Origin of the sequence: Synechococcus sp. C9 (assembly GCF_022984075.1) — a bacterium.
In the GTDB taxonomy this organism is placed as follows: Bacteria; Cyanobacteriota; Cyanobacteriia; order Gloeomargaritales; family Gloeomargaritaceae; genus Gloeomargarita.
The window spans coordinates 1,525,090-1,548,277 of sequence record NZ_JALAAD010000001.1; the positions used below are offsets into that span (position 1 = coordinate 1,525,090).

The window sequence follows — 23,188 nt, forward strand, 5'->3', positions numbered from 1 at the left end:
ACTATCAGTTATGGAAATTATGCGGATTGTGGTTACAGGGCCGGTGGGGGCGGGTAAATCGAGCTTTATCCGTACCATTAGTGAAATTGAAGCGGTGGATACGGATCGCAAGGCCACGGATGAAACTGCAACTTTGAAAGCCAAAACAACCGTAGCAATGGATTTTGGCCGGTTGCAGTTTGGGCAAAACGTAGCACTGCATTTATATGGCACGCCGGGGCAGGAACGGTTTGATTTTATGTGGGATATTCTCATTCGCAAAGCCCATGCGTTTATTTTGCTCGTGAGTTCTCACCGTCCGCAGGATTTTCGTGCCGCTCGCCGGATTTTGGCGTTTATGCGTCATCGGGCGAAAATTCCCATGTTGATTGGCTTGAGTCATGCGGATAACCCGGCGGCTTGGCCAATGGAGGAAATTCTTGTGGCCCTGGGGTATCTGAGTCCCTACAATCGTCCCCCGACGGTGACGGTCAATGCCTTAGAAATCCCCTCGGTTGCTCAGGCACTCACAGCATTAATTGAAGCCTACGCCCAGGAGCAGATGGCGGAATTAAATCGCTTAAACAAAGATGCTTTCATTTGATGTCCATGAGTTATTTAGGAGCTAGTCATGAAAATTACCGGGTATCTTTCCGAATTTTCCCTCGGGGAAATTTTTCGGTTTCTCTCCCAAGGTCAAAAAACTGGCCGTTTAACTATTAGGCCAATGGACATGGGTGATGAGATTTCTTCCCTGCCCCTCGCCTCGGAATACTATACTTTTTTTCATCATGGCAACATTGTGACCTCCACTACTACCCTTGACCAGCAGGAGTTACAACAACTGATTGCCAAACGGGGGTGGTTGCGGATTCCAACGATTCAGAAAATCTCTCAATTATGTCCGTCGAAGGGCACTTTAGGATTGTGTTTGAAAACCCAGGGTGCTTTGGATGGGGAACAGCTAAAATTACTGTTTAAGCAACAGGTACTGACCCCAATTCCCCAGTTATTTAGTATTAAAGAAGCTTGGTTTGAATTTGATGCCAATTATCCCTTACCCTATGAGGAAATGACGGGTCTCAAGGCAGAACCGATGGAAATTGCTCTAGCGGGTTTGCGGTCTCTGCGGAACTGGACACCCCTACTGGATAAACTGCCTTTACCTAGTTCAACGGTAATCAGCTTGATCAATCGGGAATTGCCCTATCACTTGAATCAGATTGAGTGGCAGGTATGGGAGCATATTGGGGATACCCTTTCCATTGAACAAATTGCTACCACCTTGGGACGGCCGGTTGTAGAAATTCAAAAAATTTGTTTCCGTTTTATGGTGATTGGTATTGCTGAGGAGGTAGCGGCGATCACCACCACTTCCGATGAGCAACCAACGCTTCGTCAAGAAGTAGAAACCGTTCCGATGACAGGCGTTAGCCATTCATTTTTGCAAGGGTTGTTGACCTTTTTGAAAGGCAAAAAGAATGTCGCCTAAATAGCGATTGAAAATTTTTTTATGGTTTTTAGGAGGCGTTCAAATGTCTAATTTACCCCGTTTTGAGTGGAATGAATCCCTAAAAGTGGGCGTTGCCAGCATTGATACCCAACATCGGGAATTGGTGCAGGCGGTGAATGACCTGGCGGATGCGATTGAAATGGGTCAGGGCACGAGAGCGATTAAACAACTCCTTTCTTTTATGAAATACTACGCCGAGTGGCACTTTGCTCACGAAGAAACGGTGGCGGCACAACACCAATGTCCTGTGGCAGAGGTCAACCAGCGGGCGCATCTACAATTTGTCCAGATTTTTCAAGATTTACAACAGCGTTACCGTGCCAGCCAAGCTGATGAAAAAGTCGCACTAGAAATTCACCAGCAGTTAGCCAATTGGCTTGTGGGTCACATTCTGCGGGTGGATAAACAAATCGGGGATCACGTCTGCCTGCAAAAATGCCAATCTGCTTCCTAAATTTGCCCACATTTTTGGAACTCAGATTTCCCAAATTGACTAGCGTGGTCATTCAACATACCAAGGCTTGACATTCCGCCGGAAAACCTGCCTGGGTCAACGCCTGAGCGGTTTCAACCCCGTTTTGCACCCGAAATTGGGAGCCAAAGCGCACCTGGATGGGTCGCAAGGGATGGCTGACCGTCGCCACCACTGGTATTTTCGCCATTTCCCCACACCAGGGTTTCAGAATCTCCCGCAGTTGGGACTGCTTTTGGATGTCTCCCGCCTGCTCCACGGTCAAGGTGAGGCTGAGAATCCGAGCCTCCTGCGCCAGCTGCACATCCTCCAAAATCAGTTGCATCTGTTCATCCCGTTGATCCAGCCGACCCCAGAGGACGAGGGGCTGTTCTGGGAGCAACAAATCCCCAATTTGGGCAAATACACTGGGGAACGCCACCGCTTCACAACTGCCGCTCAAATCCTCCAACATAACCACCGCCATCCGGTCGCCTTTTTTGGTGGTAATCGGCTTGATTTGGGTAATCAAAGCGAGGGCAATAATCGGGCGATTGACCTCTACCTGTTCCAACTGACCTAAACTAATGGGAGCCAAAACCTGTGCCCGTTGTACTAAGGGTTTTAACGGGTGGTCAGAGATATAAAAACCCAGCAATTCTTTTTCCAATTTGAGTTTTTCTGGAGACGAATAATCCGCCACCGGTGGGGCTTTGGGAGCCGATAAAATAGGGGTCTCATTGACACTATCCCCCAATAAACTAAAAATGTCCGCCTGCCCCATCGCTCGGTCTTTGGCACGACTATTTGCCCAGTCAAAAAGCAATTCTAAATCCATCATCATTTGATGACGATTGGGGTGCAATTTATCCAACGCCCCCGACTGGATTAACGCTTCTAATGCCCGCCGGTTCACTACCCCGGTGTCCACCCGGTCACAGACATCCGCCAAAGATGAAAACTTACCCGTTTGTCGCACCTGTAAAATATGTTCTACCGCCCCCTGTCCCACATTTCGTACCGCTGTTAAACCAAAGAGAATTTTCCGGCTATCTTTCAGGGGGGTAAAATCCATATCGGATCGGTTAATATCTGGGGGTTCTACTTCGATCCCCATCGTTTGACAGGTGGCAATATAGCGTTGAATTTTATCCTGATTGCCAATTTGGGAAGACAACAAAGCCGCCATATATTCCACCGGGAAATGGGCTTTCAGATAGGCGGTTTGATAGGTGACATAGGCATAGGCGGTGGAGTGGGATTTATTAAAACAATACTCAGCGAATAAAAGCATCTGTTCAAATAAATCTAAAGCAATGGCTTTGGGGATACCATTTTTGGCGGCACCTTCTAAAAATACCTGCCGTTGTTTTTCCATCTCCTCAGGTTTCTTTTTCCCCATTGCCCGCCGTAATAAATCCGCCTGTCCCAGGGAATACCCCGCCATATCCTGGGCAATTTTCATGATTTGTTCTTGGTAAATAATTAACCCGTAGGTTTCCTTGAGGATTTGCTCTAGCATGGGATGGGAGTATTCGACCTTTTCCCGCCCGTGTTTTCGGTCAATGAATTTGGGAATTAGACCTGCATCCAAAGGTCCCGGACGATAGAGAGCTAAAATAGAGGAAATATCCTCAATATTAGAAGGTTTCAAATCCCGGACAATCTGCCGCATCCCCGCTGATTCTAATTGGAAAATCCCCTCCAATTCCCCCTGGGATAATAACTCGTAGGGTTTAGGGTCATCTAAAGGTAAATGATCCAAATCAATCTGAATCCCATGATTTTTTTGAATGAGTTTAATTGCCTGTTGAATTAAGGTTAGATTGCGCAACCCCAGGAAATCCATTTTCAGTAACCCCAGGGATTCAATGTCCTCCATTGGATATTGGGTAATAATCGCCCCGTCATTATTCCGTTGTAGGGGCACCAATTCATCCAAGGGTTGGGGGGCAATCACCACCCCAGCGGCGTGCACGCCAAAGGTTTTATTCACCCCCTCAATCCGCATGGCTAAATCCAGCCAATGGCGCACTTTTTCTTCCTGTTCATACCGGGTTTTGAATTCCGGGGCGGGGGTTTCATCCCCAATCATTTCCCGTAGGCGGGCAGGTTTGCCCCGAAATACCGGAATATATTTCGCCATCTGATCCGCTTCCCGATGGCTGATGCCTTCCAAAACCCGTGCCACATCCTTCAAAACTGCCTTGGAAGTCATCCGGTTAAAGGTAATAATTTGTGCCACCCGTTCTTCTCCATAATGTTGGGTGACATATTCAATTAACCGGTCCCGATTATCAATGCAAAAATCCGTATCAATATCGGGCATGGATTTGCGTTCCGGGTTCAAAAATCGTTCAAATAATAGCCCGTGATGTACCGGATCAATGTTGGTAATTCTCAGGGCATACGCCACCAGAGAACCCGCCGCCGAACCCCGTCCTGGTCCCACCGGAATTTGATGGTCTCGGGCATATTTCACGTAGTCCCACACGACTAAAAAATAACCGGAAAATCCCCGTTGCTGAATAATTCTCAATTCATAAACCAATCGGTCTTTATAATTAGCCGGAATTTGGTCTCGTTTCACCCCCAAGCGGTCAGCTAAACCCTGCCAAGCCATTTGCTCTAAATAGGTATCCACCGTATGACCCACAGGGACATCGTATTCCGGCAAACGGGACTCGCCTAAAATGTTATAGGGTTCGATTTTTTGGGCGATTTCTAAAGTGGTTTTCAGGGCAGTTTGAATCACCTCATCTTCTAAATGATCCCGAAAGAGATGCTCCATTTCCTGCAGGGATTTTAGGTATTCGGTGCCGCTGTAACGCAGGCGTTTGGTTTCCGTAATCAGTTTGCCGGTTTGAATACACAAAAGGGCATCGTGGGCTTCCACGTCGTAACAGGAAATGTAGTGGGAATCATTCGTGGCAATATACTTAATCCCCAGTTCTTGGGCGATGTTAATAATTTCCACATTCACCAGCCGGTCTTCTGGGGAACCGTGGTCTTGAATTTCTAAATAAAAATCATCCCCAAAGGTCTTTTGATACCATTGGGCAACTTCCCGGGCTTCCTGATATTTCCCCTGGAGAATTTTTTGGGGTATTTCTCCCCCTAAACAGGCGCTGGTGACAATCAATCCCTGCCGATATTCCGCCAGCAGTTCTTTATTGATACAAGGACGGGAAAAAATGCCTTTGCCCTGCACCCCTCGCAGGTGGGAAATGGTAGTCAGTTTGACCAAATTTTTATAACCTTCCGTATTTTTAGCCAGGACAATTTGGTGATAACGGGGACGACGTTCCTGTTTGGTAATATCCCCATTAATCACATACATTTCGTTGCCGATAATCGGTTTAATCCCCCGTTCTCGACATTGTTTAATCAATTCAATTGCCCCATACATCACCCCATGATCGGTAATCGCAATGGCAGGCATATTCAGCGCCACCGCCCGTTCCACCAACTGGGGAATTTGACTGGCACCATCGAGCAAACTGTATTCCGTATGGACATGGAGACCGACAAAGGACATGGGCGCCACCTGGAATGGGGGGTACTTGATTTTGATGCTAATGATACAAAATGGCATTTTAAGACAGAACGAGCGGGTTTGGGGGGTTCCCTGATCCTGAAATTTTCCTGCATTTTTGGGCGGAATTCCTGGGGAGTTGTGTCACACTGAGTTATCAATTTTTTTGGGAGCGGCACGTCCTATGCGGGTAGCAGTGATGAAAGAGCGTGAGGTGGGGGAATCCCGGGTGGCTTTGGTTCCCGAAACCGTGGGACGACTGGTGCAAAAGGGGTTGACCGTATTGGTAGAAAAAGGAGCCGGGGAGGGAGCGTTCTTCCCTGACCATGCCTACGAGGAGGCGGGGGCGCAGGTGGTCAGTGACCCCTTGGCGTTGTTGGCGGAGGCGGAGGTGGTGCTCAAGGTGGCTCCCCCCCAGGAAACGGAGGTGCATTTGCTCCATCCGGGGGCGGTTTTGATTAGTTTTATTGACCCGCTTGGTCGTCCCCTCTTGGTCAAGGATTTGGCAAAACGGGGGGTCACGACCTTCAGCATGGAGATGATTCCCCGCACGTCCCGGGCGCAAGGAATGGATGCCCTCTCTTCCCAAGCCTCCCTGGCGGGTTACAAGGCGGTACTGATTGCGGCGGCAAATTTACCCAAATTTTTCCCCATGCTGACCACGGCGGCGGGGACGATTCCCCCAGCTAAGGTGTTTATCATCGGTGCGGGGGTGGCGGGGTTGCAGGCGATTGCCACTGCCCGGCGGTTGGGCGCAGTGGTGGAAGCCTTTGATATTCGCCCCCAGGTGAAGGAGGAGGTGCAAAGTCTGGGAGCCAAGTTCGTGGAGGTGGTGCTGGACGAATCGGCGGAAGCCGCTGGGGGGTACGCCCGGGAGGTCTCGGAAGCGAGCAAGGAAAAATCCCGCCAACTGATTCATGACCATGTGGTGCGGGCGGATGTGGTGATCACGACGGCGCAAGTGCCGGGGAAACGGGCACCCCTGTTGGTCACGGAAGAGATGGTGGCGCAGATGAAACCCGGCAGTGTGATCATTGACCTGGCGGCACCCCAGGGGGGGAATTGTGCTGGTACGGAGCCGGGACATCAGGTCGTCAAAGGGGGGGTAACCCTGATTGGTCCGGTGAATTTACCTGCTTCCATGCCGATTCATGCCAGCCAAATGTACAGCAAAAATATATTCAATCTACTGAATTTGCTCATCCAAGATCATCACCTGAATCTGGATTTTGCCGACGATATTATCCAGAGTGCCTGTGTGACGCACGGGGGGGAAATCCGTTCGCAACGGGTCAAGGATGCCCTGGCTCAAGAGTTAGTGACTTAGGACAGGGACAGGCGCTCCGGCTGTGCCAGAGGATGCTTTGGCTCAAGAGGGGTAAAAGTGGGGTCGCCACCCCCGCCCGATCCAGCCCTGCCGCCGTCCAATGGTTGCAGGTAAACAGCAGGGAGTACCTTGGCTGTCCCTGGAAAAATTGCCCAGTGGGTTGGAACCCCCGCCCCAGGGGGATCAATTCCCCTTGAGGATTGCGCCGGAAGGAACTTTCAATGTACTGCACCAATTCCCTATATTGGGAAGCGGTCAAGCCAATGCACTGGGCAGTGGCGGGTATCTCTTCGATGGGATTGACAAACAGGATGCTGGAATTTGCCCAAAGCAATGCCCGCAGTCCATCCGGCCAGCGCACCAGCAGGGAACCCGGTTCCCCCATGTAAAAATGCTGTTCCCCAAACCCAAAACTTAAATACGCCGTGGCTTGGGCACCAATTTTTGCTAAAGGCAAACGTTCCCCCCAATCCACATAGGCATTGCGGCGGGGCACAATCACATCCGTGTGAATCGCTCCCCCCTGGAGATAAATGGGAATCGGGCAATTGGTCACTTCAGGCAACCCCCACCGCCGGGGTAACAGGGAACCCAGCCCCACCGTTAGAACAAAGCCCAGCATCCCACCCCCCACCATTATGTGCCAGCCCCAGCGCATCGGTTTTTCCTTTTTTACCGGCATTCTGTTATGGTCATCCTAAGGCAATGCACGCTAGGTTAACGGGGCAAAACCTCAAAAGAATGAATCACTGCCCCATACACCGGCGGCAAAATTCCCTGCTGAAATGCCCGCAATGGTCCAGTCATCCCCAGGGTATAAACCCGCTCGTTGGCATAGACAAACAAAAACCACCGGTGCAGGTCATCGGGGGCTTTGCCCGGACGCACCACTTCCTCCGCCCGAAACCCTTGACCCCCCGGAATCGTTACCGGCATCACATTGGTGTACAGCGGGTCATCCTTATATTTTTTGAAATGGACATTAAACGCCGCCGCCGCCCCCGCCATCGGTTCCGTGTGGACATAAATAGTCGTAGGGGTGGGAAAACGAGGCCCTGACCAGGAACCCACACCCGTCGGTTGAAATTCCACCGGCAAACGCAGGCGATAGCCCTGGGATGGGTCGCTGTAGGGGTTGGTTTGTCCTGAAAAAAAACTTTGACTGAGGAACAAAACCGCTGGTTGTACCCCCAATAGGCTGACCAAAACCAGGTCAAACATAGCCGTTGCGACTCCACACAGGTATCCTAAACTCAGACGCACTGGAGAAAGATAAGTTCATGGTTTGGGGGAAAACCTGGAAACGGCAATGGTTAAAATGGTTCGCCTTGTCTTTGTGCCTGGGATTACTCGGTGGAAACCTCACCGCCTGTACGCTACGAAATGCCACCGCCCAAGTGCCCCAATTGGTATTAGCCACCCCCTCCGGCCCGGCAACTTTTAATTATCCCCTCAACACGTCATTTTATAGCGTTTTTGGCTTTATTTACGAAGGGCTACTGGAAACCAACGGACTCACTTTAGAATTAGAACCTGCCCTAGCCGAATCCTGGCAAATCAGCCCCGATCAAAAGCAAATTATTTTTACATTACGGGACAATTTACGTTGGTCGGACGGGAAACCCTTAACCAGTGAGGATGTGGTTTTTTCCTATCAAGAAGTTTATCTCAATCCCAAAATTCCCTCTGGCATTCAAGATATTTTACGAGTGGGACAAAGCCGTACCTTTCCCACGGTCAAGGCCCTGGATTCCCGGCGGGTGGAATTTCGCATTCCCGAACCCTTTGCCCCTTTTCTGCGATTTGTGGGGGGCATTCCCATCTTACCGGCTCACATTTTACGTCCCGGCATTCAAACCCTGGATGCCCAAGGCAACCCCCGTTTTCTTTCCATGTGGGGGATTGATACCCCGGTGCAGGAAATCGTCGGGAATGGTGCCTATGTAATGGAGCGTTATACCCCGAGCCAACGGGTGGTTTTTCGCCGCAACCCCTACTATTGGAAAAAGGATGAACAGGGCAAAAACTTACCCCACATTGAACGAATTATTTGGCAAATTATTGAATCCACCGATACGCAACTCCTGCGGTTTATGTCTCAAGAATTGGATGCCATCTCGGTCACGCCGGAGGCATTTCAACTTTTGAAAAAAGAGTCTAAAAAACGGAATTTTACCATTTTTAATGCCGGGCCAGAAACCTTGAGTACCTTTATTGCCTTTAATCTCAACCGTGCCCAAAATAATCAGGGAGTGCCTTTGGTTGACCCGGTCAAATCCCGCTGGTTTAATAATCGCAAGTTTCGGCAGGCGGTGGCTTATGGAATCAACCGGGAGCGGATGCGGGATACGATTTTTCGTGGTTTGGGGGTGTTGCAAAATTCTCCCTTGCACCCGGATAGTCCCTACTATGATCCGCAGGTGAAGGTTTATAATTATGACCCCAATCGAGCGAAGCAATTGCTTGCCGAAGCGGGGTTTCAATTGAATTCCCAGGGACAATTGGTGGATGACCAGGGCAACCCAGTAAAATTTACTTTATTGACCAATATTGAACGGCGGATTCGTCCGGCCATGGCGGCGCAAATTAAGCAGGATTTAGCTGAATTGGGGATGCAGGTGGATGTGCAAACCATGAGTTTTAATCCCTATATTGAACGGTTGAATAAAACCCGGGATTGGGATTGTTATCTGGGAGGATTTGGGGGCGGTGGCATTGACCCCCACAGCGGTTTTAATATCTGGTACAGCCGGGGCAGTTTACATACGTTTAATCAAGGTTCCTTGCCCGGACAACCCCCACTCAAAAATTGGTCGGTGCATCCCTGGGAACTGCAAATTGATGACCTGTTGATCCGGGGTTCGCAAACGATAGATGAGGCACAACGCAAGGCAATTTATCGAGAATTTCAAGCCCTAACCCAAGAGGAATTACCGTTTATTTATTTGGTGAATAATTTGGCTTTGGAAGCGGTGCGAAATCGGGTCAAGGGCATTGCATTTTCCGCCTTGAGTGGGCCGTTTTGGAATTTGCCAGAATTGGAATTGGCGGATTAGGCAAACCTGCCCCCAGGTGTTCTACAGTAGAAATCATTAATTAATCATCAATCAATCCCAGCCCAGTATCCCCAGGTACCCCAATGGAACTAGAACAACAACTGCAAAAACTGATCGACGAGGCTCCCCAGGGGGACAACACGGCGCAACTGGTGCAGGTGATTGGGCCGTTGCTGTTGAATATCGCCCAAAATTTTCGGCATAAACAGTACTATATTGTACAGACATTGGACAAACGTTGGCAGACCAGCATTTGGGCCAATCAGGATGGGGCTGAACGTACCATACTCTATGCGTACTGCACCTTACAAGACGCTACCGATAGTATTCCCATGCCCAAGGACCCCTGGTTGATGGCCTTACCGGTGCCGGTGGTGCAAATTATTTTTCAGTTGTTGGGGATGGAGCCAGTGGAGAGTGTGATTTTTTGGGAAGAAGCGGGGCCGAAATTGGGAGCCGAACTGAAGCGCAGTGACCTGCAATTGTGGGTACAAAATCACCTGTTGCAGTTGTCCGGGCCGCCTGCGGATTTGGCTTAGACCGCCTCTGTCATTTGTACCGCCTCCTGGATCAAAGGCAATAATTTCGCCAGGGCATCGGGCCAGCCCACCAAAATCCGTTGCTGGTGACAGAGGGTCGTCACATCCACTGCCCCTGGGTCAAACCGGAGGGGGTTGCCCCCCAAATCACAGCAGGTCAAACCAGCGACCTGGGCGAGGGCGAGGGGGCCTACGGTGTCCCAGATTTTCACCCGCTGATTGAAGTACAGATACACCAACGCCCGCCCCCGAATCACCTCCACCACCTTGAGGCCAAAACTGCCCATACTTTGGAAATCCACCCCGGGGATCAACCGGGTCAATGCCGCTCCGTAGCGACGGCGGTCCTTGTCCCCAATCACCAACGGGCAGTACCACTTGGAGGGGGGTTCCGGCACCTTGCTCGGCAATTCCGTAATCGAATGATCAGGTAGTTGTTGATACAAACCTTGCCCCACCCCTCCCCAATACATCCGTTCCAGAACCGGGGCATACACCCAGCCCGCCGTGGGTTGGTAGCGTTCCAACAGCCCGATCATCAGCGCATAATAGGGGCGATGGTGGACAAAATCATCCGTCCCATCAATGGGGTCAATGCACCACAACCGTTGGGAACCTTGGGCGTAGGCGTGGCGGGAATCCGGGTTTTCCTCCGTAATCAAACCGTCCTGGGGAAACCACTGGCGGAAATGCCGGGTAAATTCCCGATCCAACGCCTGATCCACCGTGGTTACATAGTCGGCGGGGCCTTTTTCCATCACCGTAAAGCCACTTTGGGTCATCTGCCGTGCCTGGGCGCCACACCGCTGGAGCAAATCCCGAATTGCCTGATCCCATCGCCAATCCATCGTTTTACCTCCCCTACGCCCATTGTAACGCCTTTGTTACATTTTCCCACCACACCATAACCCAGGGATTTTGCTAGTGTGATCCAGGTCATGGTTCATGGCAGGGTGCCCGATTTGCTGTCTTAAGGTGTTGTTGAATTTTTCATTAGCTGGCTTAGTCCTTGGTCGGGACAGTACTGCAAGTTTATCTATGAGCATCGAATGTTCAGGATGCGAATTTTGCGTTTAGTTATACTAGAGCTAGATATTTCACTCTGCTGGGAAAATTTGAACACATGACAAACCGTGAGCAATTGATTCAGGAACTTGAACAGGCTCCCGATGATTTAGTACAGGTAGTGTTGGATTTTTTACATCGGGTCAAAGCGATACGTAAGAACCATCCGCTTGCAAAATTTGCAGGAATTTTAAGTGATTCAGAGGCGGAGGATTTACAGCGAACAATTGTGGCGGAATGTCGGCAGGTGGATTTGAATGAGTGGTGAGATTGCGCTTGATACCTCTGTTGCGGTTCGTTTCTTAAATGGAGATGCAACAATTACTGAAAGGATATTAGCTTTACCGGAAATAACCCTGCCAATGGTAGTGGTCGGAGAGTTATTATTTGGTGCAGAAAACTCAATGCGTCCGCTACAAAACTTGCCCCGCTATCTGGAATTTATATCGGCTTGTAGAGCGGTTCCGCTAGGGAGAGAAACAGCAACAATATATGCTCAGACTCGATTCGCATTGAAGCGAAAGGGGCGACCAATCCCAATGAACGATGTATGGATTGCTGCTCAGTGCATAGAACATAATTGGGTATTGGTGACTAATGATACTGACTTTGATTATGTAGATGGACTGATATTAGAACGCTGGTAGCAGAAATTAAGGTGTGTATATAACAGCCAGCTAACACTGCGTTGGTGCGGACGGTACAGAGCTTATCGGTAAGAGTTTGAGGTTATCTGCCGCCGCACAACTTCACCATATCGGATGTGTAGCAATCCTACTTGATTAGCGTTAACTTGCGTGCTGTAGGCATACAGAAATTACCCAGAACCATACACCGCAGGTGCTTCTTTTATGGGGGCGGTGCCCCTGCAACCCCTGTTGCATTCTCCCTACTTTTAGCTACTGGATAATGTTGCTTTGAAGGGATAATTTCTGCATATGCCTGTTAAACGTCTATGTAAAACTTAGCTGGATTTACTTGCCAAATCCTTGGTAACCTTGGCCACAGTTTTTTAGGGCATCTCTATTGATTTGAACCAATTATATTATAGTCATTTCAAACAAATTTGCAACATTCGCCTTTACCTACAAACCCTCTCCCGGAAAGGAATAGAGCGATTGCTAATACCTAAAAAGTGTCGCATTCTAAAACAGAATGACTATAAATCTCATCATTGGCATACCCATATTGCCCAGAACCAAGGGCGCTACGACCACTCCCCCAATAGCTGTGCCATCGGTCTGCATGGGACGATCAAACCTCCTGTTGTTCAATGAAATTTTGCAATCGCTGGCGATATTCTGACCCCCAATCATTCACCCATTCCCGGGTCAAACCATTCACCACCAAATGTAAAATTGGCTCCGTCGCATCGGGCAAAAACAACACCCAATGATCCGGGTCGTAACCCTGGGGAAAGAGCCGCACCCCATCGGTCAAATCCAGGAGATTTGGCGGATGAGTTTCCACCAAATGACGCATCCATGCCCCTTTTAACCGCCAAGGACAATGAATGGGTTGATGTTTCCACGCCACAGTGGGTAAATCGGTGCGAATTTGCGCCAGGGAACGCTCCTGTACCGTCAATAGTTCCAGAATTTTGGCAGTGGTAAACATGGCATCAAAACCGGGGTGCAGTTGGGGAAAAATAAACCCCAATTCCCCACTTCCAGCGCACAATAACCGGGGTTGCTCCTGCCCCGCCCGCATCAAGGCTGTGGCATTGGCTTTGGTGCGGATGACCCGCCCCTCATGGTAACGAGCCACCTGCTCCACCAAACTGCTCGTCGTCACCGGCACCGCCACCGTCCCCCGGGGTTGCCCCGCCAAAATCAACTCCATCACCACCGCCGTCAGGACTGAACCCTGCATCGCCGTCCCGGTTTCATCCACCAGCACCAACCGTTCCCCGTTGGCACTCACCTGCACCCCCAAATGCGCCCGCACCGCCTCCACCACCCGCCCCAACTGTTGCAGGAGACTTTCCTTTTCCTCGGAACTGAGGGGGGTCTGGCGCAAACTGGCATTCAACACCAAGGGGTCGCACCCATAGCCCACCAGCAATTCCGGTAGCACCGCCCCCGACACCCCGTAGGCATAGTCCACCACCACCTTCGCCCGGGACTGGCGAATCGCCTCCACCTGGAGTTGTTGCTGAAACGCCCCGCAGTACAGGTCCACCACCCGCCCCGGCACCGTCATATCCCCAATGTCCGCCAACGCCGCCCGCCGAAACTCCTCCCGCACCAGGGTCGCCTCAATTTTTTTCTCCAGCGAGGGGGGAATGTTGATCCCCTGGTGATCCAAAAACTCAATCAAGACGTGCCCCGCCTGATCCGGGTCGAGCCGCACGTGGACTCCCCCGTCCACCCCCAACACCGGCGCCACCAACCGGCTGATGGGAATGGCATTCGCCTCCAGGTTTTGCACCTGCACCCCCACGGACATCAGACCCGAAATAATCGAACGGGAAATCATCCGGGAAACCTTGCGCTGATCCCGGGACACCTGCACCTGCGCCCCTGGCGGTAAACAGGAACCAAAAGCCGCCCCCAACCGAATCGCCAACTCCGGGGTAATGTCCACATTCGCCAACCCCGACACCCCCCGCGCCCCGAATAAATGCCTGCGGGCCCCCGTGCCCCAAATCAGATTGGTGCTGACCGTCGCCCCCGGTTCAATATATTTCCCCGGCCAAATGCGACAGCCACTTTGCACCTGGGCTTCCTCCCCCACGCTACACAGATGCCCCAGCACCGCCCCCTCCAAAATCTGCACCCGACGACCGAGGCGACTGCCCCGCCCCACCACACAAGCCCGCAGGTGACTTTCCTCCCCTACCACCACCCCGTTGAGGATCACCGGGCGTTTCAAATCCGCCTGCGCCCCCACCGTCACATAATCCCCAATCACCGTCCCCGCCCCCAACCGCACCCCCGCCCCGATCCGACAATAATGACCGATCAATACCGGCGGCTCCCACACCACCGAGGGGTCAAGGCGCACCTGTTCCCCCATCCACACCCCACTTTGCACCTGGCGATAGGACTCCGCCAACCGCACCCGCCCCGTCAACGCATCCCACTGCACCTGGCGATACCGCTCCAAATTCCCCACATCACACCAATAGCCCCCGCTCACAAACCCGTACACCGGTTCCCCCCGGGCGAGCAATTGGGGCAATAAATCCTGGGCAAAATCCGCCGGTTGATCCGGGGACAAATACCCTAAAACCTCCGGCTCCACGATGTAGGCACCCATATTCACCCGGTCGGAAAACACCTCCCCCGGCGTAGGTTTCTCCAACAACCGCACCACCCGCCCCTCCCCATCCGTAATCACCACCCCAAACTCCGCCGGATCGGGCACCTGCGTCAAAATCACCGTCAGTTTCGCCCCCCGCTCCCGGTGAAAACTAATCGCCGCCTGCAAATTCACATCCGTGATCACATCCCCGCTCACCACCACAAAGGTTTCCGGCAAAAGGGAAGCCACCTGCCGCACACAGCCCGCCGTCCCCAGGGGTCGCAATTCCTCCACCGCATAGGACACCTGCACCCCAAACTCCCGCCCATCCTGGAAATAGGACTGCACCGCATCCGGCAAATAATGCAGGGTCATGATCAATTCCGTCAGCCCATGCCCCCGCAACCACGCCAGGGTATGCTCCGCAATCGGACGGTTCAGCACCGGCATCAACGGCTTAGGTAAATCGCAGGTCAAAGGGCGCAACCGCGTCCCCGCCCCCCCCGCCATCAGTACCGCCCGCATTCGGTTTCCCCAAACGATAGATTCCTTCCTTAACTAATTATGACCGCCCCACCCCCTGGACATGGGCTAAACTGAGAAATGTAAAGTTATCTAACAAAAATGTTTAGGTTCTCCCCCGTTCTTAACCCCCAGCAACGGCAAAAGCTCGACCCCAGCGACGACCATTTATTTTATGATTTCCCCCGTTTTGTGACCCATGTGGACGAGGGGTTTATCCAGAGATTAACCCAACTCTATCGAGAGCGATTAACCCCAGGGGGAAAAATCCTGGATTTAATGAGCAGTTGGGTCTCCCATTTGCCCCCGGAAATGGAATTTTCCGAAGTCGTCGGGCATGGCATGAACCAGGAAGAATTATCCAGAAATCCCCGCCTCACCCGCTACTTTACCCAGAACTTAAACCAGGTACAAAAACTACCCTTGGAAGATAATTATTTCGATGCGGTTTTGAACACCGTTTCCGTGCAATATCTCCAGTATCCAGAATTGGTATTTCAGGAAATTCATCGGATTCTCAAACCCGGCGGTATTGTGATTGTCAGTTTTTCCAATCGGATGTTTTATCAAAAAGCCATCGAAGCTTGGCGGGACGGCACAGAACAAACCCGGATACAACTGGTGAAATGCTATCTACAATCCGTGCCTGGGTTTAGCAAACCGGAAGTGATCATCCACAAAAATCTATCCGTCAATCCGGTTTTAGCCCTTATGGGTTTAGGAACCAGTGACCCCTTTTATGCGGTTCTAGCCCAGAAAATGGCATCATGATCATGTTATGCTTAATCAACCCATTTCCCATTGATCCCGATGATTTCCATCACCCCCACCTGGAGCGTTCCTACCCAAGATGACCTGCCCTGCGATGACGGTATCCCGATGGAAACCCAGCGTCACAAACTGCAAATGGATTTGCTCATTGATGGGTTGACCACCTGGTTAGACCAACGGGACAGTGGCTATGTGAGCGGCAATATGTTTATCTATTTCAGCTTAGAACAGGTACGCAATCAGGACTTTCGAGGACCAGATGTATTTGTGGTGCTGGATGTTCCCAAAAAAGAACGCAAAAGTTGGGTGGTTTGGGAAGAAGGAAAAGCTCCAGATATTGTGATTGAACTGTTATCAGAAAGTACGATGAGCCTAGATAAGGGGATAAAAAAACAAATTTACCAAAATCAAATGCGGGTATCTGAATACTATTGGTATGACCCGTTTAACCCGGCGGATTGGGCAGGTTTTGTGTTAACGCATGGGGTTTATCAGCCAATGACTGTGAATGATCAGGGTTATTTGGAAAGCCCCTGCACCGGCTTGGTCTTGCGGCAATGGCTGGGGGATTATCGGGGGGTGCATACCACCTGGTTACGCTGGGCAAATCCCGATGGGCAGGTGCTTCCTAATGCACAGGAGTTAGCCCAACAAGCCCAACAGGAAGCTCGCATCGCCCAACAACGGGCAGATTTGGCAGAACAACGGGCGGCACGACTTGCCCAAAAATTGCAAGAATTGGGAATTGATCCGAAGCAATTTCAGTAAAACCGTCCAACTACTCACGCCATTTAAGCGAATGTGATCCCGATGAATCGAGATGTCGCCGACCTGCGGCTGAATTACACCCAAAATGTTCTACTGACGGCTGACCCCGACCCCTGGGTGCAGTTCCAACAATGGTTTAACGATGCCTGCGCCGCCCCGATTCGGGAACCCAATGCCATGACTTTGGCGACGGTGGATGCCCAGGGGTGCCCGGATGCCCGCATTGTCCTGCTCAAGGGTTTTGACCCCCAGGGGTTGCAGTTTTTTACCAATATGAACAGTGCCAAGGGGCAGGAATTGGCACACCACCCCCAAGCCGCCCTGGTGTTTTGGTGGGAACCGTTGGAGCGGCAGGTGCGATTCCGGGGTACAGTCACGCCGTTGCCCCCAGAACTGTCGGATGCCTATTTCCGGCAACGCCCCCGGGATAGCCAACTGGGAGCTTGGGCATCCCCCCAAAGCCAGGTGATTCCCGACCGCTCGGTGCTGGAGGAACGGTTTACCCAACTGGTACGGGAGTACGCTGACCGGGAGATTCCCCGCCCGCCCCACTGGGGTGGCTATCGCCTCAGTCCCCATAGCATCGAGTTTTGGCAGGGTCGCCCCTCCCGCCTCCACGACCGGATTGCCTATACCTGGCAACCCGATGGCACCTGGCGGCAAACCCGTCTGGCTCCCTGACCCCCCCTGTTGCTATTTCCAACGAATAGCGTTGAAACATTTTGACATCTTAGGGAACAGCCAGGGGTTGGGTACGGGGGCGCAGTACCCCATCATCCCCCAAAACCCAGCCGCTCTCCGGCATATCCAAACGGTTTAACTCCTGGATCAGTTTAATCGCGCGGTTTTGGCGATCCGGGACAGGAATGCCCTCCCCTTGAATAATCACCGGGATCACCCGTGCCCCCAGCAGTTGCCCATCGGCGGCTAACCGGGTTTCCAAAATCAGCGAATAGCCCAACTCCCCCTGGGTCCCAAGGGTGCGATAGCCAATAAAATTGCCCAGGGAATAGGCGATCAATTTGCCCCGATAAACCTCGATGGCACGGGGGACGTGGGGGCCATGTCCCAGCACTAAATCCGCCCCCGCCTCAACCATCCGGCGGTTAAACACAATCGGATTGCCCCGGGCTTCCCCGAAAAAGACCTCATTGTGGTTGCGGGTACGCAAGGCTCCCGTACCCTCTGCGCCCAAGTGGCTGGAAATGATCACCAAATCCGCCTGGGCACGGGCTTGTTTCACCAAATTTTGGGCGGTTGTAATCTCCAATACAGAATTGTGGTAATCATAGGGGCTAAACCCAATCCAAGCCAAACGTACCCCCCGCACGGTTTGATAAAAAATTTCTCCCCGCTTGCCAAAAGACTGTAACCCAGCGGTTTGCAAATGCTGTACCGTGTCCCGCAGTCCCACATCGCCAAAATCCCCCGTGTGATTATTCGCCAAATTGAAAATCGTAAACCCCGCCTCTTTGAGAAGCTGGGCGTAGCTTGGGGGCATCCGAAAGGCAAACACCGAGTACCCATTCACATTTTTACTGCTGTAGGGATGGCGGGTGATTGCCCCTTCCAAATTGCCAAACACCACGTCCGCCCCGCCCAAATCCGCCCGCACCTGCGCCAATAACCGCCGGGGTTCAGGATGCAATCGGTAATCCGGGAAATCCGTCCCCAAAATCACATCCCCCACCGCTTTGATGGTGATCACCGTTGGCGACGGCGTGGGCACAGGCGTGGTCTGCGGTTCCACAACCTCCTGGGCAATGGTTGCTGGGGTCTGCCACTGGTACGCCAACCACCCCCCAAACACCAGGGAACCCGCCCCCACCAGCCCCAATATCATGTGGGGCAACCAGGTCGGGGATGCCGGGGTTGTCCCCCCCAAATTCAGCACCACCTGCCAATTTCCCCCGTCCAGCCAGATGGTTTGCCGGGAACGATACCCCAACCGCCCTAAACCCCGTTCGATAAACCGAGTCCACCCCTGCGCCGAAATCCCTGAATGGGCATCACAACGGATCACCAACTGCCGCCACCGTTTCTGCACCCGCACCCGGAAACCCCGGGGACGCAGGGCTTCATTCATCAAGGTTTCCAATGCCTGAGCCTGCCCCTTCTGCGCCGCATGCCACCGTGAACGCTCCATGAGTTCCCCACCACCACAGTAAGTACAGTAACCGTGAGGAAGTGAACCCTGGGTACGTTGAGCAAAGGTAAAGTGATGCCAAAATAAAGCGAATATGATTAAATACTACTTACTTTTGGGACAGATTGTCCAGATAGCGAATAATTCCCTGGGCAATACCCTGGGCGACCTGCTGGCGATAACTGCTGGAAGCCAACCGGGGGGCATCCTGGGCACCCGTGACGTAACCCACCTCCACCAAACTCGCCCGCATGGAACTCCGGCGCAGAACATAAAATCGGGCTTGGCGCACCCCCCGGTCGGGAGCATTGGTGGTTTTAAGTACGTTTTTATGAATACTGCGAGCCAGCCATTGCCCATTTTGGTAGTAGTAGGTTTCCAGTCCATTGACTTCCGGGCGGCTCAGGCTGAGGGCATTGGCGTGGATGCTCACCAACAGGGTGGCATTGACCCGCTCCGCTAGGGCGACCCGGGGTTCCAGGTCTAAGGTCACATCCTGGGTGCGAGACAGAACCGTGCGTATCCCCTGGGCTTCCAACAAGCGTGCCACCCGCCGGGAAATATCCAGCACAATTTCTTTTTCTTGAATGCCGCCCCTGCCAATCGCACCGGGGTCAGAACCGCCATGCCCTGGGTCAATCAGCACCGTATAGCGGGTTTTGGTTCCTGGGCGAGGTGGAGGGACTGGAGGTGCGGTTTGAGCCGTGCTCGGGGTGGAAGTCGGGCGGGTTAACAGCAATCCTTGGGGGATCGGGCGCAGTTGCCAATCCGGGTCGCTGGTTTTGACCTCCAGTGCCAAACGTAAGCTGCCCATTGCTCCCGGCTCCACCCGCAGATTGTAGGGACGGGTTTGGTTTTGGAAACTATTACTGACCGCTGTATTCGGCAGGTCAATGTATAGCCATTGTTTATCTTTAGAGCGAAGCACCCGTCCCACCACCTCAGAGCCACTCAAGCGCAGGAGAATGCCTGAGCCTTGCCATTGGGCGGATTGGAGAATGGCACTGGCTGGCGCTGGCACACCCCACACCACCGTCCATCCCTGGGAGCCTTGGGGTTCCAACCGCACCTGGGTTGGGCTGAGCACCTCTGGTACCGCCACCACCAAACGCACCACATCCGGTTGGTATTGGGCGATACGCACCTGGGTCGTGCCAAAGTCCTGTTGGGTCTGGGGTTGTCGCCAACGGGTATCCGGCAGGTCAATCACCACCCGCTGACCCCCCACCACCCGCAGTTGGGGCTGAGTCGGCTGATCCGTGCGAAATTCCAAACGCCGCTTTTGGGGGTCAACCCGCCAGGATTCCAAAGTCGCCTGTGCCCAACCCGGCGTTGCCCCCACAAGGCAACCGATACAGGTCATGCCGAAAAAAAACTGACGAGAGAGCACACCCACTTCCTCACACCCTGACATCATGGGATTATTTTTGGGGATAAACTTTGCCGTTGGGAGCGATAGACGGCGGTGCGACTTACAGTAAGATAGGGACTATTGAGGAAATGTTCCAGTCCACTCAGCCACACGTTCTAAGCGAGGCGCACGATGGAAGCCGAAGAACTCCTAGAGCTGTATGCCCAAGGGGAACGTAATTTCAGCCGGGTCAATTTGAGCGGGGTGGACTTATCCGGGGTGGATCTGCGGGGTGTTGACCTGACGGCAGCCAAGCTGAGTGGAGCCTATCTCACTAATGCCAACTTGGATGGGGCCAGTAGTGTTGAATGTTAACGAAAGGGTGGAAAAGGGAGACTAAAAATGGTATTTTAGATTGGTAGAAACCACGAGTAACAGTATTTTTATGAGACGACAAATTCAGGGACTTATCAAGCCCTTGCTGAACCTTCTTCCCAAAAACGACTATCCAGTCTTGGATACTCGCTTGTTTGTACTCATATGGATGCACTTCATTTTAGATGCAAGAGTCGCCACCATGCGGGGCTTATTCTTCCTCTTGAATCATCTCAATTTTAAAGTTGACATATCAACGTTTTCTAAGGCGTGTAAACATCGTAGCACCGAGCCGTTTCAAGTGATCCTAAGAGAACTGCAAAAACGGCTTAAACATCATCAAGGTGAATTTAAGCACTTATTCCCATTAGATTCTACCATTATCACCCTGACCAGCAAATTATTCTGGCACTACAAGCAGGTAAAATTGACGCTTGGCCTGGATATAAATGAGGGCAATATCGGTGACGAATCAATTATATTTGGAAAGACTAATGACCATAAAATTGGGCATCTTGTGATTGGGACGATACCTGAGAATGCCGTTGGTATCATGGATAGGGGTTTTGCTTCCTGGAAATTAATGGACGAAATGTGTAAACGAAATACATTGTTTATTGTGCGGATTAGAAATAATATGAAGTTGCAACCTGACAATCCGGATATTCGGGTAATTCAATTTTTTAATGAAGAGGAAAACACAGAATATAGGCTAGCGACTAACGTGACTTCGATGACGGATGAAGAGATTTGTTCAGCCTATCGTTTGCGCTGGCGAATTGAGTTGCTTTGGAAGGCACTAAAGATGCACTTGAAATTGGATAGAATCATTACCAAGAATGAGAATGGTGTGCGGCTACAGATTTATGCCGTATTGATTGGTTATCTAATTTTAAGATTGCTGGAGATAGGTCACAATAAGACCTATGAATTGATTGACAAGTTGCGATATTTACAAATAGAAATAGGCCGACACTGTAGCTTCATGGAACTCGTAGGGGTAGAGCCGCTCGTAGGATAACCCTGACCCCTTATGTTAAGTTTTATTACGGACATTCAACACTACTGGGATGGGGCAATTTTGAACCAGGCGATTCTGCGGGAAACGGATTTGAGTGGGGCTTCGCTCAAGGGGGCGGGGTTGATGATTGCCAAACTGAGCGGGGCAATTCTCTGGCAAACGGATTTAACCCAGGCGGACTTGGGGGGAGCAAATTTATTCCAAGGGGACTTGAGCCATGCCACCTTGGTGGAGGCGGATTTGAGCCGGGCTTTGCTCGGGGGTGCCAACCTCACCCAGGCGAACCTCAGCCGCGCCAACCTCTGGGATGCGGATTTGAGTCGGGCAAATTTACGGCAGGCGGACTTGACCGAGGCTTCCCTGCGGGGGGCGGATTTATCCCGTGCCGTCTTGCAAGGGGCGGTGCTGAGTCGAGCCAAACTCTCCAGTGCCATTTTGAATGGTGCCAATTTGCGTTCAGCCAAACTGGACGGAGCCAATCTCACCCAGTGCGACCTGAGCAGTGCCAATTTACGGGAGGCTAATTTCAGCGGTGCCGACCTGACCGGAGCAATTTTGAACCGGGCGATCCTGACCGGCACGATTCTCCCGGCGACCCATGCCCCCAGCGCCGTCCCCCACGCCTAACACCGGGCAGGCAGGGGAAGACTGGGTAGCCGAGTGGTTGACCCAGCAGGGATGGCAGATGATCGCCCGTCGCTGGCGGTGTCCCTGGGGAGAACTAGATTTAGTGATGCAAACCGCCAACACTCTGGTCTTTATTGAGGTAAAAACTCGCCGTCGGGGAAATTGGGACGGGGACGGGGCGCAGGCGATTACCCCCCAAAAGCAGGAACGGTTGCGGCAGGCGGCAGCACTGTTTCTCAGTCACCACCCCCAATGGCAAACGACTCCCTGTCGCTTCGATGTGGCACTGGTGCGATGGGAGCCCACCCACTATCGCCTGCAAGCCTACCTAGTCGGGGCATTCCAGTGATCCGTTGCTTTAGCTAAAAATTTAGGTTATGATTAAAGACCGTCATGTTTTGAGTTTCATCCCTCATGGCTAAAAACAAGGGCGTGCGCCTGGTGATCACCCTGGAATGTACCGAATGTCGCACCAACCTGGACAAACGCTCGGCGGGGGTTTCCCGGTACACCACCATGAAAAATCGCCGCAACACCACGGGTCGTCTGGAACTCAAAAAGTTCTGCCCCCACTGCAACAAACACACCATTCATAAAGAGACGAAGTGATGACTTTTTATCGGCGGCGGGTTTCTCCCCTCAAACCCAGTGAACCCATTGATTACAAAGACATTGACCTCCTGCGCAAATTTATTAGTGAACAGGGAAAGATTTTACCTCGCAGGGTAACAGGCTTAACCGCTAAACAACAACGGCGACTGACCCTCGCCATCAAACAAGCCCGGGTGCTGGCGTTGCTTCCCTTTGTCAACCGGGAAAATTAGATGTTAAGATTAACAACCCTATGTCTGCATGGGCAAACCCAAAGGCATCGGTTAAAATCTTAGCTATCGCAA

General features: G+C 52.0%; 24 protein-coding genes. 17 read left to right on the forward strand and 7 right to left on the reverse strand.

Annotated elements, in window-relative coordinates:
- Positions 1-10: 10 nt before the first annotated feature.
- Genes MLD66_RS07650 through MLD66_RS07660 form a run of 3 tightly spaced genes read left to right on the forward strand, consistent with a single transcriptional unit; the run spans position 11 to position 1,946 of the window.
- Complete coding sequence (locus MLD66_RS07650; RefSeq protein WP_247216615.1) at positions 11-583, forward strand: ATP/GTP-binding protein; 573 nt, start codon at positions 11-13, stop codon at positions 581-583.
- A 27-nt stretch (positions 584-610) separates the two neighbouring features.
- Complete coding sequence (locus MLD66_RS07655; RefSeq protein ID WP_247216617.1) at positions 611-1,471, forward strand: DUF4388 domain-containing protein; 861 nt, start codon at positions 611-613, stop codon at positions 1,469-1,471.
- A 43-nt stretch (positions 1,472-1,514) separates the two neighbouring features.
- Positions 1,515-1,946, forward strand: a complete 432-nt coding sequence (locus MLD66_RS07660; protein ID WP_247216619.1) for a hemerythrin family protein — start codon at positions 1,515-1,517, stop codon at positions 1,944-1,946.
- Positions 1,947-1,998: 52 nt separating this feature from the next.
- On the opposite strand, the gene MLD66_RS07665 is transcribed toward MLD66_RS07660, so the two are convergent.
- Positions 1,999-5,481, reverse strand: coding sequence for a DNA polymerase III subunit alpha (locus MLD66_RS07665; protein ID WP_247216621.1), 3,483 nt, complete (start codon positions 5,479-5,481; stop codon positions 1,999-2,001).
- A gap of 181 nt (positions 5,482-5,662) precedes the next feature.
- Here MLD66_RS07665 and MLD66_RS07670 point away from each other — a divergent pair, with 181 nt between their 5' ends.
- The gene (locus tag MLD66_RS07670; RefSeq protein WP_281438432.1) at positions 5,663-6,805 is read left to right on the forward strand and encodes a Re/Si-specific NAD(P)(+) transhydrogenase subunit alpha; all 1,143 of its coding nucleotides are present in this window, start codon (positions 5,663-5,665) and stop codon (positions 6,803-6,805) included.
- Here MLD66_RS07670 and MLD66_RS07675 read toward each other — a convergent pair.
- Together MLD66_RS07675 and MLD66_RS07680 are read right to left on the reverse strand one after the other, a co-directional pair.
- Complete coding sequence (locus MLD66_RS07675; protein WP_247216625.1) at positions 6,771-7,487, reverse strand: DUF2459 domain-containing protein; 717 nt, start codon at positions 7,485-7,487, stop codon at positions 6,771-6,773. The genes MLD66_RS07670 and MLD66_RS07675 overlap by 35 nt on opposite strands.
- Before the next feature lie 35 nt (positions 7,488-7,522).
- Positions 7,523-8,026 (reverse strand): hypothetical protein, encoded by a 504-nt coding sequence (locus MLD66_RS07680; RefSeq protein ID WP_247216627.1) that lies wholly within the window; start codon positions 8,024-8,026, stop codon positions 7,523-7,525.
- Between the two features lie 59 nt (positions 8,027-8,085).
- On the opposite strand from MLD66_RS07680, the gene MLD66_RS07685 reads away from it, so the two are divergent.
- Positions 8,086-9,861 carry an ABC transporter substrate-binding protein gene (locus MLD66_RS07685; RefSeq protein ID WP_247216629.1) on the forward strand — a complete coding sequence of 592 codons (1,776 nt, stop codon included), beginning with the start codon at positions 8,086-8,088 and terminating at the stop codon, positions 9,859-9,861.
- An 83-nt stretch (positions 9,862-9,944) separates the two neighbouring features.
- Complete coding sequence (locus MLD66_RS07690) at positions 9,945-10,400, forward strand: hypothetical protein (protein WP_247216631.1); 456 nt, start codon at positions 9,945-9,947, stop codon at positions 10,398-10,400.
- Here the strand turns inward: MLD66_RS07690 and MLD66_RS07695 are convergent.
- Positions 10,397-11,248, reverse strand: coding sequence for an inositol monophosphatase family protein (locus tag MLD66_RS07695; RefSeq protein ID WP_247216633.1), 852 nt, complete (start codon positions 11,246-11,248; stop codon positions 10,397-10,399). The genes MLD66_RS07690 and MLD66_RS07695 overlap by 4 nt on opposite strands.
- A 275-nt stretch (positions 11,249-11,523) precedes the next feature.
- Here MLD66_RS07695 and MLD66_RS07700 point away from each other — a divergent pair, with 275 nt between their 5' ends.
- Both MLD66_RS07700 and MLD66_RS07705 read left to right on the forward strand, forming a co-directional pair.
- A complete protein-coding gene (locus MLD66_RS07700; RefSeq protein WP_247216635.1) occupies positions 11,524-11,733 on the forward strand; it encodes a DUF2281 domain-containing protein in 210 nt (69 codons plus the stop codon).
- Positions 11,723-12,112, forward strand: a complete 390-nt coding sequence (locus MLD66_RS07705; RefSeq protein ID WP_247216637.1) for a type II toxin-antitoxin system VapC family toxin — start codon at positions 11,723-11,725, stop codon at positions 12,110-12,112. The genes MLD66_RS07700 and MLD66_RS07705 overlap by 11 nt, the downstream gene beginning before the upstream one ends.
- Before the next feature lie 607 nt (positions 12,113-12,719).
- Here the strand turns inward: MLD66_RS07705 and MLD66_RS07710 are convergent.
- Positions 12,720-15,236: a mannose-1-phosphate guanyltransferase gene (locus MLD66_RS07710; RefSeq protein ID WP_247216639.1), complete on the reverse strand. Its 2,517-nt coding sequence runs from the start codon at positions 15,234-15,236 to the stop codon at positions 12,720-12,722.
- A gap of 99 nt (positions 15,237-15,335) precedes the next feature.
- Here MLD66_RS07710 and MLD66_RS07715 point away from each other — a divergent pair, with 99 nt between their 5' ends.
- Genes MLD66_RS07715 through pdxH form a run of 3 tightly spaced genes read left to right on the forward strand, consistent with a single transcriptional unit; the run spans position 15,336 to position 17,453 of the window.
- Positions 15,336-16,004, forward strand: a complete 669-nt coding sequence (locus MLD66_RS07715) for a class I SAM-dependent methyltransferase (RefSeq protein ID WP_247216641.1) — start codon at positions 15,336-15,338, stop codon at positions 16,002-16,004.
- 39 nt (positions 16,005-16,043) lie between these two features.
- Positions 16,044-16,772 carry a Uma2 family endonuclease gene (locus MLD66_RS07720; RefSeq protein ID WP_247216643.1) on the forward strand — a complete coding sequence of 243 codons (729 nt, stop codon included), beginning with the start codon at positions 16,044-16,046 and terminating at the stop codon, positions 16,770-16,772.
- Between the two features lie 42 nt (positions 16,773-16,814).
- Complete coding sequence (gene pdxH / locus MLD66_RS07725; RefSeq protein WP_247216645.1) at positions 16,815-17,453, forward strand: pyridoxamine 5'-phosphate oxidase; 639 nt, start codon at positions 16,815-16,817, stop codon at positions 17,451-17,453.
- A gap of 49 nt (positions 17,454-17,502) precedes the next feature.
- On the opposite strand, the gene MLD66_RS07730 is transcribed toward pdxH, so the two are convergent.
- Positions 17,503-18,918 carry a CapA family protein gene (locus MLD66_RS07730; RefSeq protein ID WP_247216647.1) on the reverse strand — a complete coding sequence of 472 codons (1,416 nt, stop codon included), beginning with the start codon at positions 18,916-18,918 and terminating at the stop codon, positions 17,503-17,505.
- Between the two features lie 109 nt (positions 18,919-19,027).
- Positions 19,028-20,308 carry an N-acetylmuramoyl-L-alanine amidase gene (locus MLD66_RS07735; RefSeq protein ID WP_247216650.1) on the reverse strand — a complete coding sequence of 427 codons (1,281 nt, stop codon included), beginning with the start codon at positions 20,306-20,308 and terminating at the stop codon, positions 19,028-19,030.
- Between the two features lie 153 nt (positions 20,309-20,461).
- Here MLD66_RS07735 and MLD66_RS07740 point away from each other — a divergent pair, with 153 nt between their 5' ends.
- The 6 genes from MLD66_RS07740 to rpsR all read left to right on the forward strand — a co-directional run bounded on the left by MLD66_RS07740 (position 20,462) and on the right by rpsR (position 23,116).
- Positions 20,462-20,644 (forward strand): pentapeptide repeat-containing protein, encoded by a 183-nt coding sequence (locus MLD66_RS07740; RefSeq protein ID WP_247216653.1) that lies wholly within the window; start codon positions 20,462-20,464, stop codon positions 20,642-20,644.
- A gap of 70 nt (positions 20,645-20,714) precedes the next feature.
- Positions 20,715-21,665, forward strand: a complete 951-nt coding sequence (locus tag MLD66_RS07745) for a transposase (RefSeq protein WP_247214935.1) — start codon at positions 20,715-20,717, stop codon at positions 21,663-21,665.
- 12 nt (positions 21,666-21,677) lie between these two features.
- Positions 21,678-22,292 (forward strand): pentapeptide repeat-containing protein, encoded by a 615-nt coding sequence (locus MLD66_RS07750; protein ID WP_247216656.1) that lies wholly within the window; start codon positions 21,678-21,680, stop codon positions 22,290-22,292.
- Positions 22,264-22,641 (forward strand): YraN family protein, encoded by a 378-nt coding sequence (locus MLD66_RS07755; protein WP_247216658.1) that lies wholly within the window; start codon positions 22,264-22,266, stop codon positions 22,639-22,641. Before MLD66_RS07750 ends, MLD66_RS07755 begins: the two co-directional genes overlap by 29 nt.
- Positions 22,642-22,706: 65 nt before the next feature.
- Positions 22,707-22,901, forward strand: a complete 195-nt coding sequence (rpmG, locus tag MLD66_RS07760) for a 50S ribosomal protein L33 (protein WP_247216660.1) — start codon at positions 22,707-22,709, stop codon at positions 22,899-22,901.
- A complete protein-coding gene (rpsR, locus tag MLD66_RS07765; protein WP_247216662.1) occupies positions 22,901-23,116 on the forward strand; it encodes a 30S ribosomal protein S18 in 216 nt (71 codons plus the stop codon). The genes rpmG and rpsR overlap by 1 nt, the downstream gene beginning before the upstream one ends.
- Positions 23,117-23,188 lie beyond the last annotated feature (72 nt).

Excerpts from the sequence above, each read along its gene's own strand:
- MLD66_RS07650 (WP_247216615.1), top strand. The coding sequence starts at position 11 with ATGGAAATTATGCGGATTGTGGTTACAGGGCCGGTGGGGGCGGGTAAA.
- MLD66_RS07655 (WP_247216617.1), top strand. The coding sequence starts at position 611 with ATGAAAATTACCGGGTATCTTTCCGAATTTTCCCTCGGGGAAATTTTT.
- MLD66_RS07660 (WP_247216619.1), top strand. The coding sequence starts at position 1,515 with ATGTCTAATTTACCCCGTTTTGAGTGGAATGAATCCCTAAAAGTGGGC.
- MLD66_RS07665 (WP_247216621.1), bottom strand. The coding sequence starts at position 5,481 with ATGTCCTTTGTCGGTCTCCATGTCCATACGGAATACAGTTTGCTCGAT.
- MLD66_RS07670 (WP_281438432.1), top strand. The coding sequence starts at position 5,663 with ATGCGGGTAGCAGTGATGAAAGAGCGTGAGGTGGGGGAATCCCGGGTG.
- MLD66_RS07675 (WP_247216625.1), bottom strand. The coding sequence starts at position 7,487 with ATGCCGGTAAAAAAGGAAAAACCGATGCGCTGGGGCTGGCACATAATG.
- MLD66_RS07680 (WP_247216627.1), bottom strand. The coding sequence starts at position 8,026 with ATGTTTGACCTGGTTTTGGTCAGCCTATTGGGGGTACAACCAGCGGTT.
- MLD66_RS07685 (WP_247216629.1), top strand. The coding sequence starts at position 8,086 with ATGGTTTGGGGGAAAACCTGGAAACGGCAATGGTTAAAATGGTTCGCC.
- MLD66_RS07690 (WP_247216631.1), top strand. The coding sequence starts at position 9,945 with ATGGAACTAGAACAACAACTGCAAAAACTGATCGACGAGGCTCCCCAG.
- MLD66_RS07695 (WP_247216633.1), bottom strand. The coding sequence starts at position 11,248 with ATGGATTGGCGATGGGATCAGGCAATTCGGGATTTGCTCCAGCGGTGT.
- MLD66_RS07700 (WP_247216635.1), top strand. The coding sequence starts at position 11,524 with ATGACAAACCGTGAGCAATTGATTCAGGAACTTGAACAGGCTCCCGAT.
- MLD66_RS07705 (WP_247216637.1), top strand. The coding sequence starts at position 11,723 with ATGAGTGGTGAGATTGCGCTTGATACCTCTGTTGCGGTTCGTTTCTTA.
- MLD66_RS07710 (WP_247216639.1), bottom strand. The coding sequence starts at position 15,236 with ATGCGGGCGGTACTGATGGCGGGGGGGGCGGGGACGCGGTTGCGCCCT.
- MLD66_RS07715 (WP_247216641.1), top strand. The coding sequence starts at position 15,336 with ATGTTTAGGTTCTCCCCCGTTCTTAACCCCCAGCAACGGCAAAAGCTC.
- MLD66_RS07720 (WP_247216643.1), top strand. The coding sequence starts at position 16,044 with ATGATTTCCATCACCCCCACCTGGAGCGTTCCTACCCAAGATGACCTG.
- pdxH (WP_247216645.1), top strand. The coding sequence starts at position 16,815 with ATGAATCGAGATGTCGCCGACCTGCGGCTGAATTACACCCAAAATGTT.
- MLD66_RS07730 (WP_247216647.1), bottom strand. The coding sequence starts at position 18,918 with ATGGAGCGTTCACGGTGGCATGCGGCGCAGAAGGGGCAGGCTCAGGCA.
- MLD66_RS07740 (WP_247216653.1), top strand. The coding sequence starts at position 20,462 with ATGGAAGCCGAAGAACTCCTAGAGCTGTATGCCCAAGGGGAACGTAAT.
- MLD66_RS07745 (WP_247214935.1), top strand. The coding sequence starts at position 20,715 with ATGAGACGACAAATTCAGGGACTTATCAAGCCCTTGCTGAACCTTCTT.
- MLD66_RS07750 (WP_247216656.1), top strand. The coding sequence starts at position 21,678 with ATGTTAAGTTTTATTACGGACATTCAACACTACTGGGATGGGGCAATT.
- MLD66_RS07755 (WP_247216658.1), top strand. The coding sequence starts at position 22,264 with ATGCCCCCAGCGCCGTCCCCCACGCCTAACACCGGGCAGGCAGGGGAA.
- rpmG (WP_247216660.1), top strand. The coding sequence starts at position 22,707 with ATGGCTAAAAACAAGGGCGTGCGCCTGGTGATCACCCTGGAATGTACC.
- rpsR (WP_247216662.1), top strand. The coding sequence starts at position 22,901 with ATGACTTTTTATCGGCGGCGGGTTTCTCCCCTCAAACCCAGTGAACCC.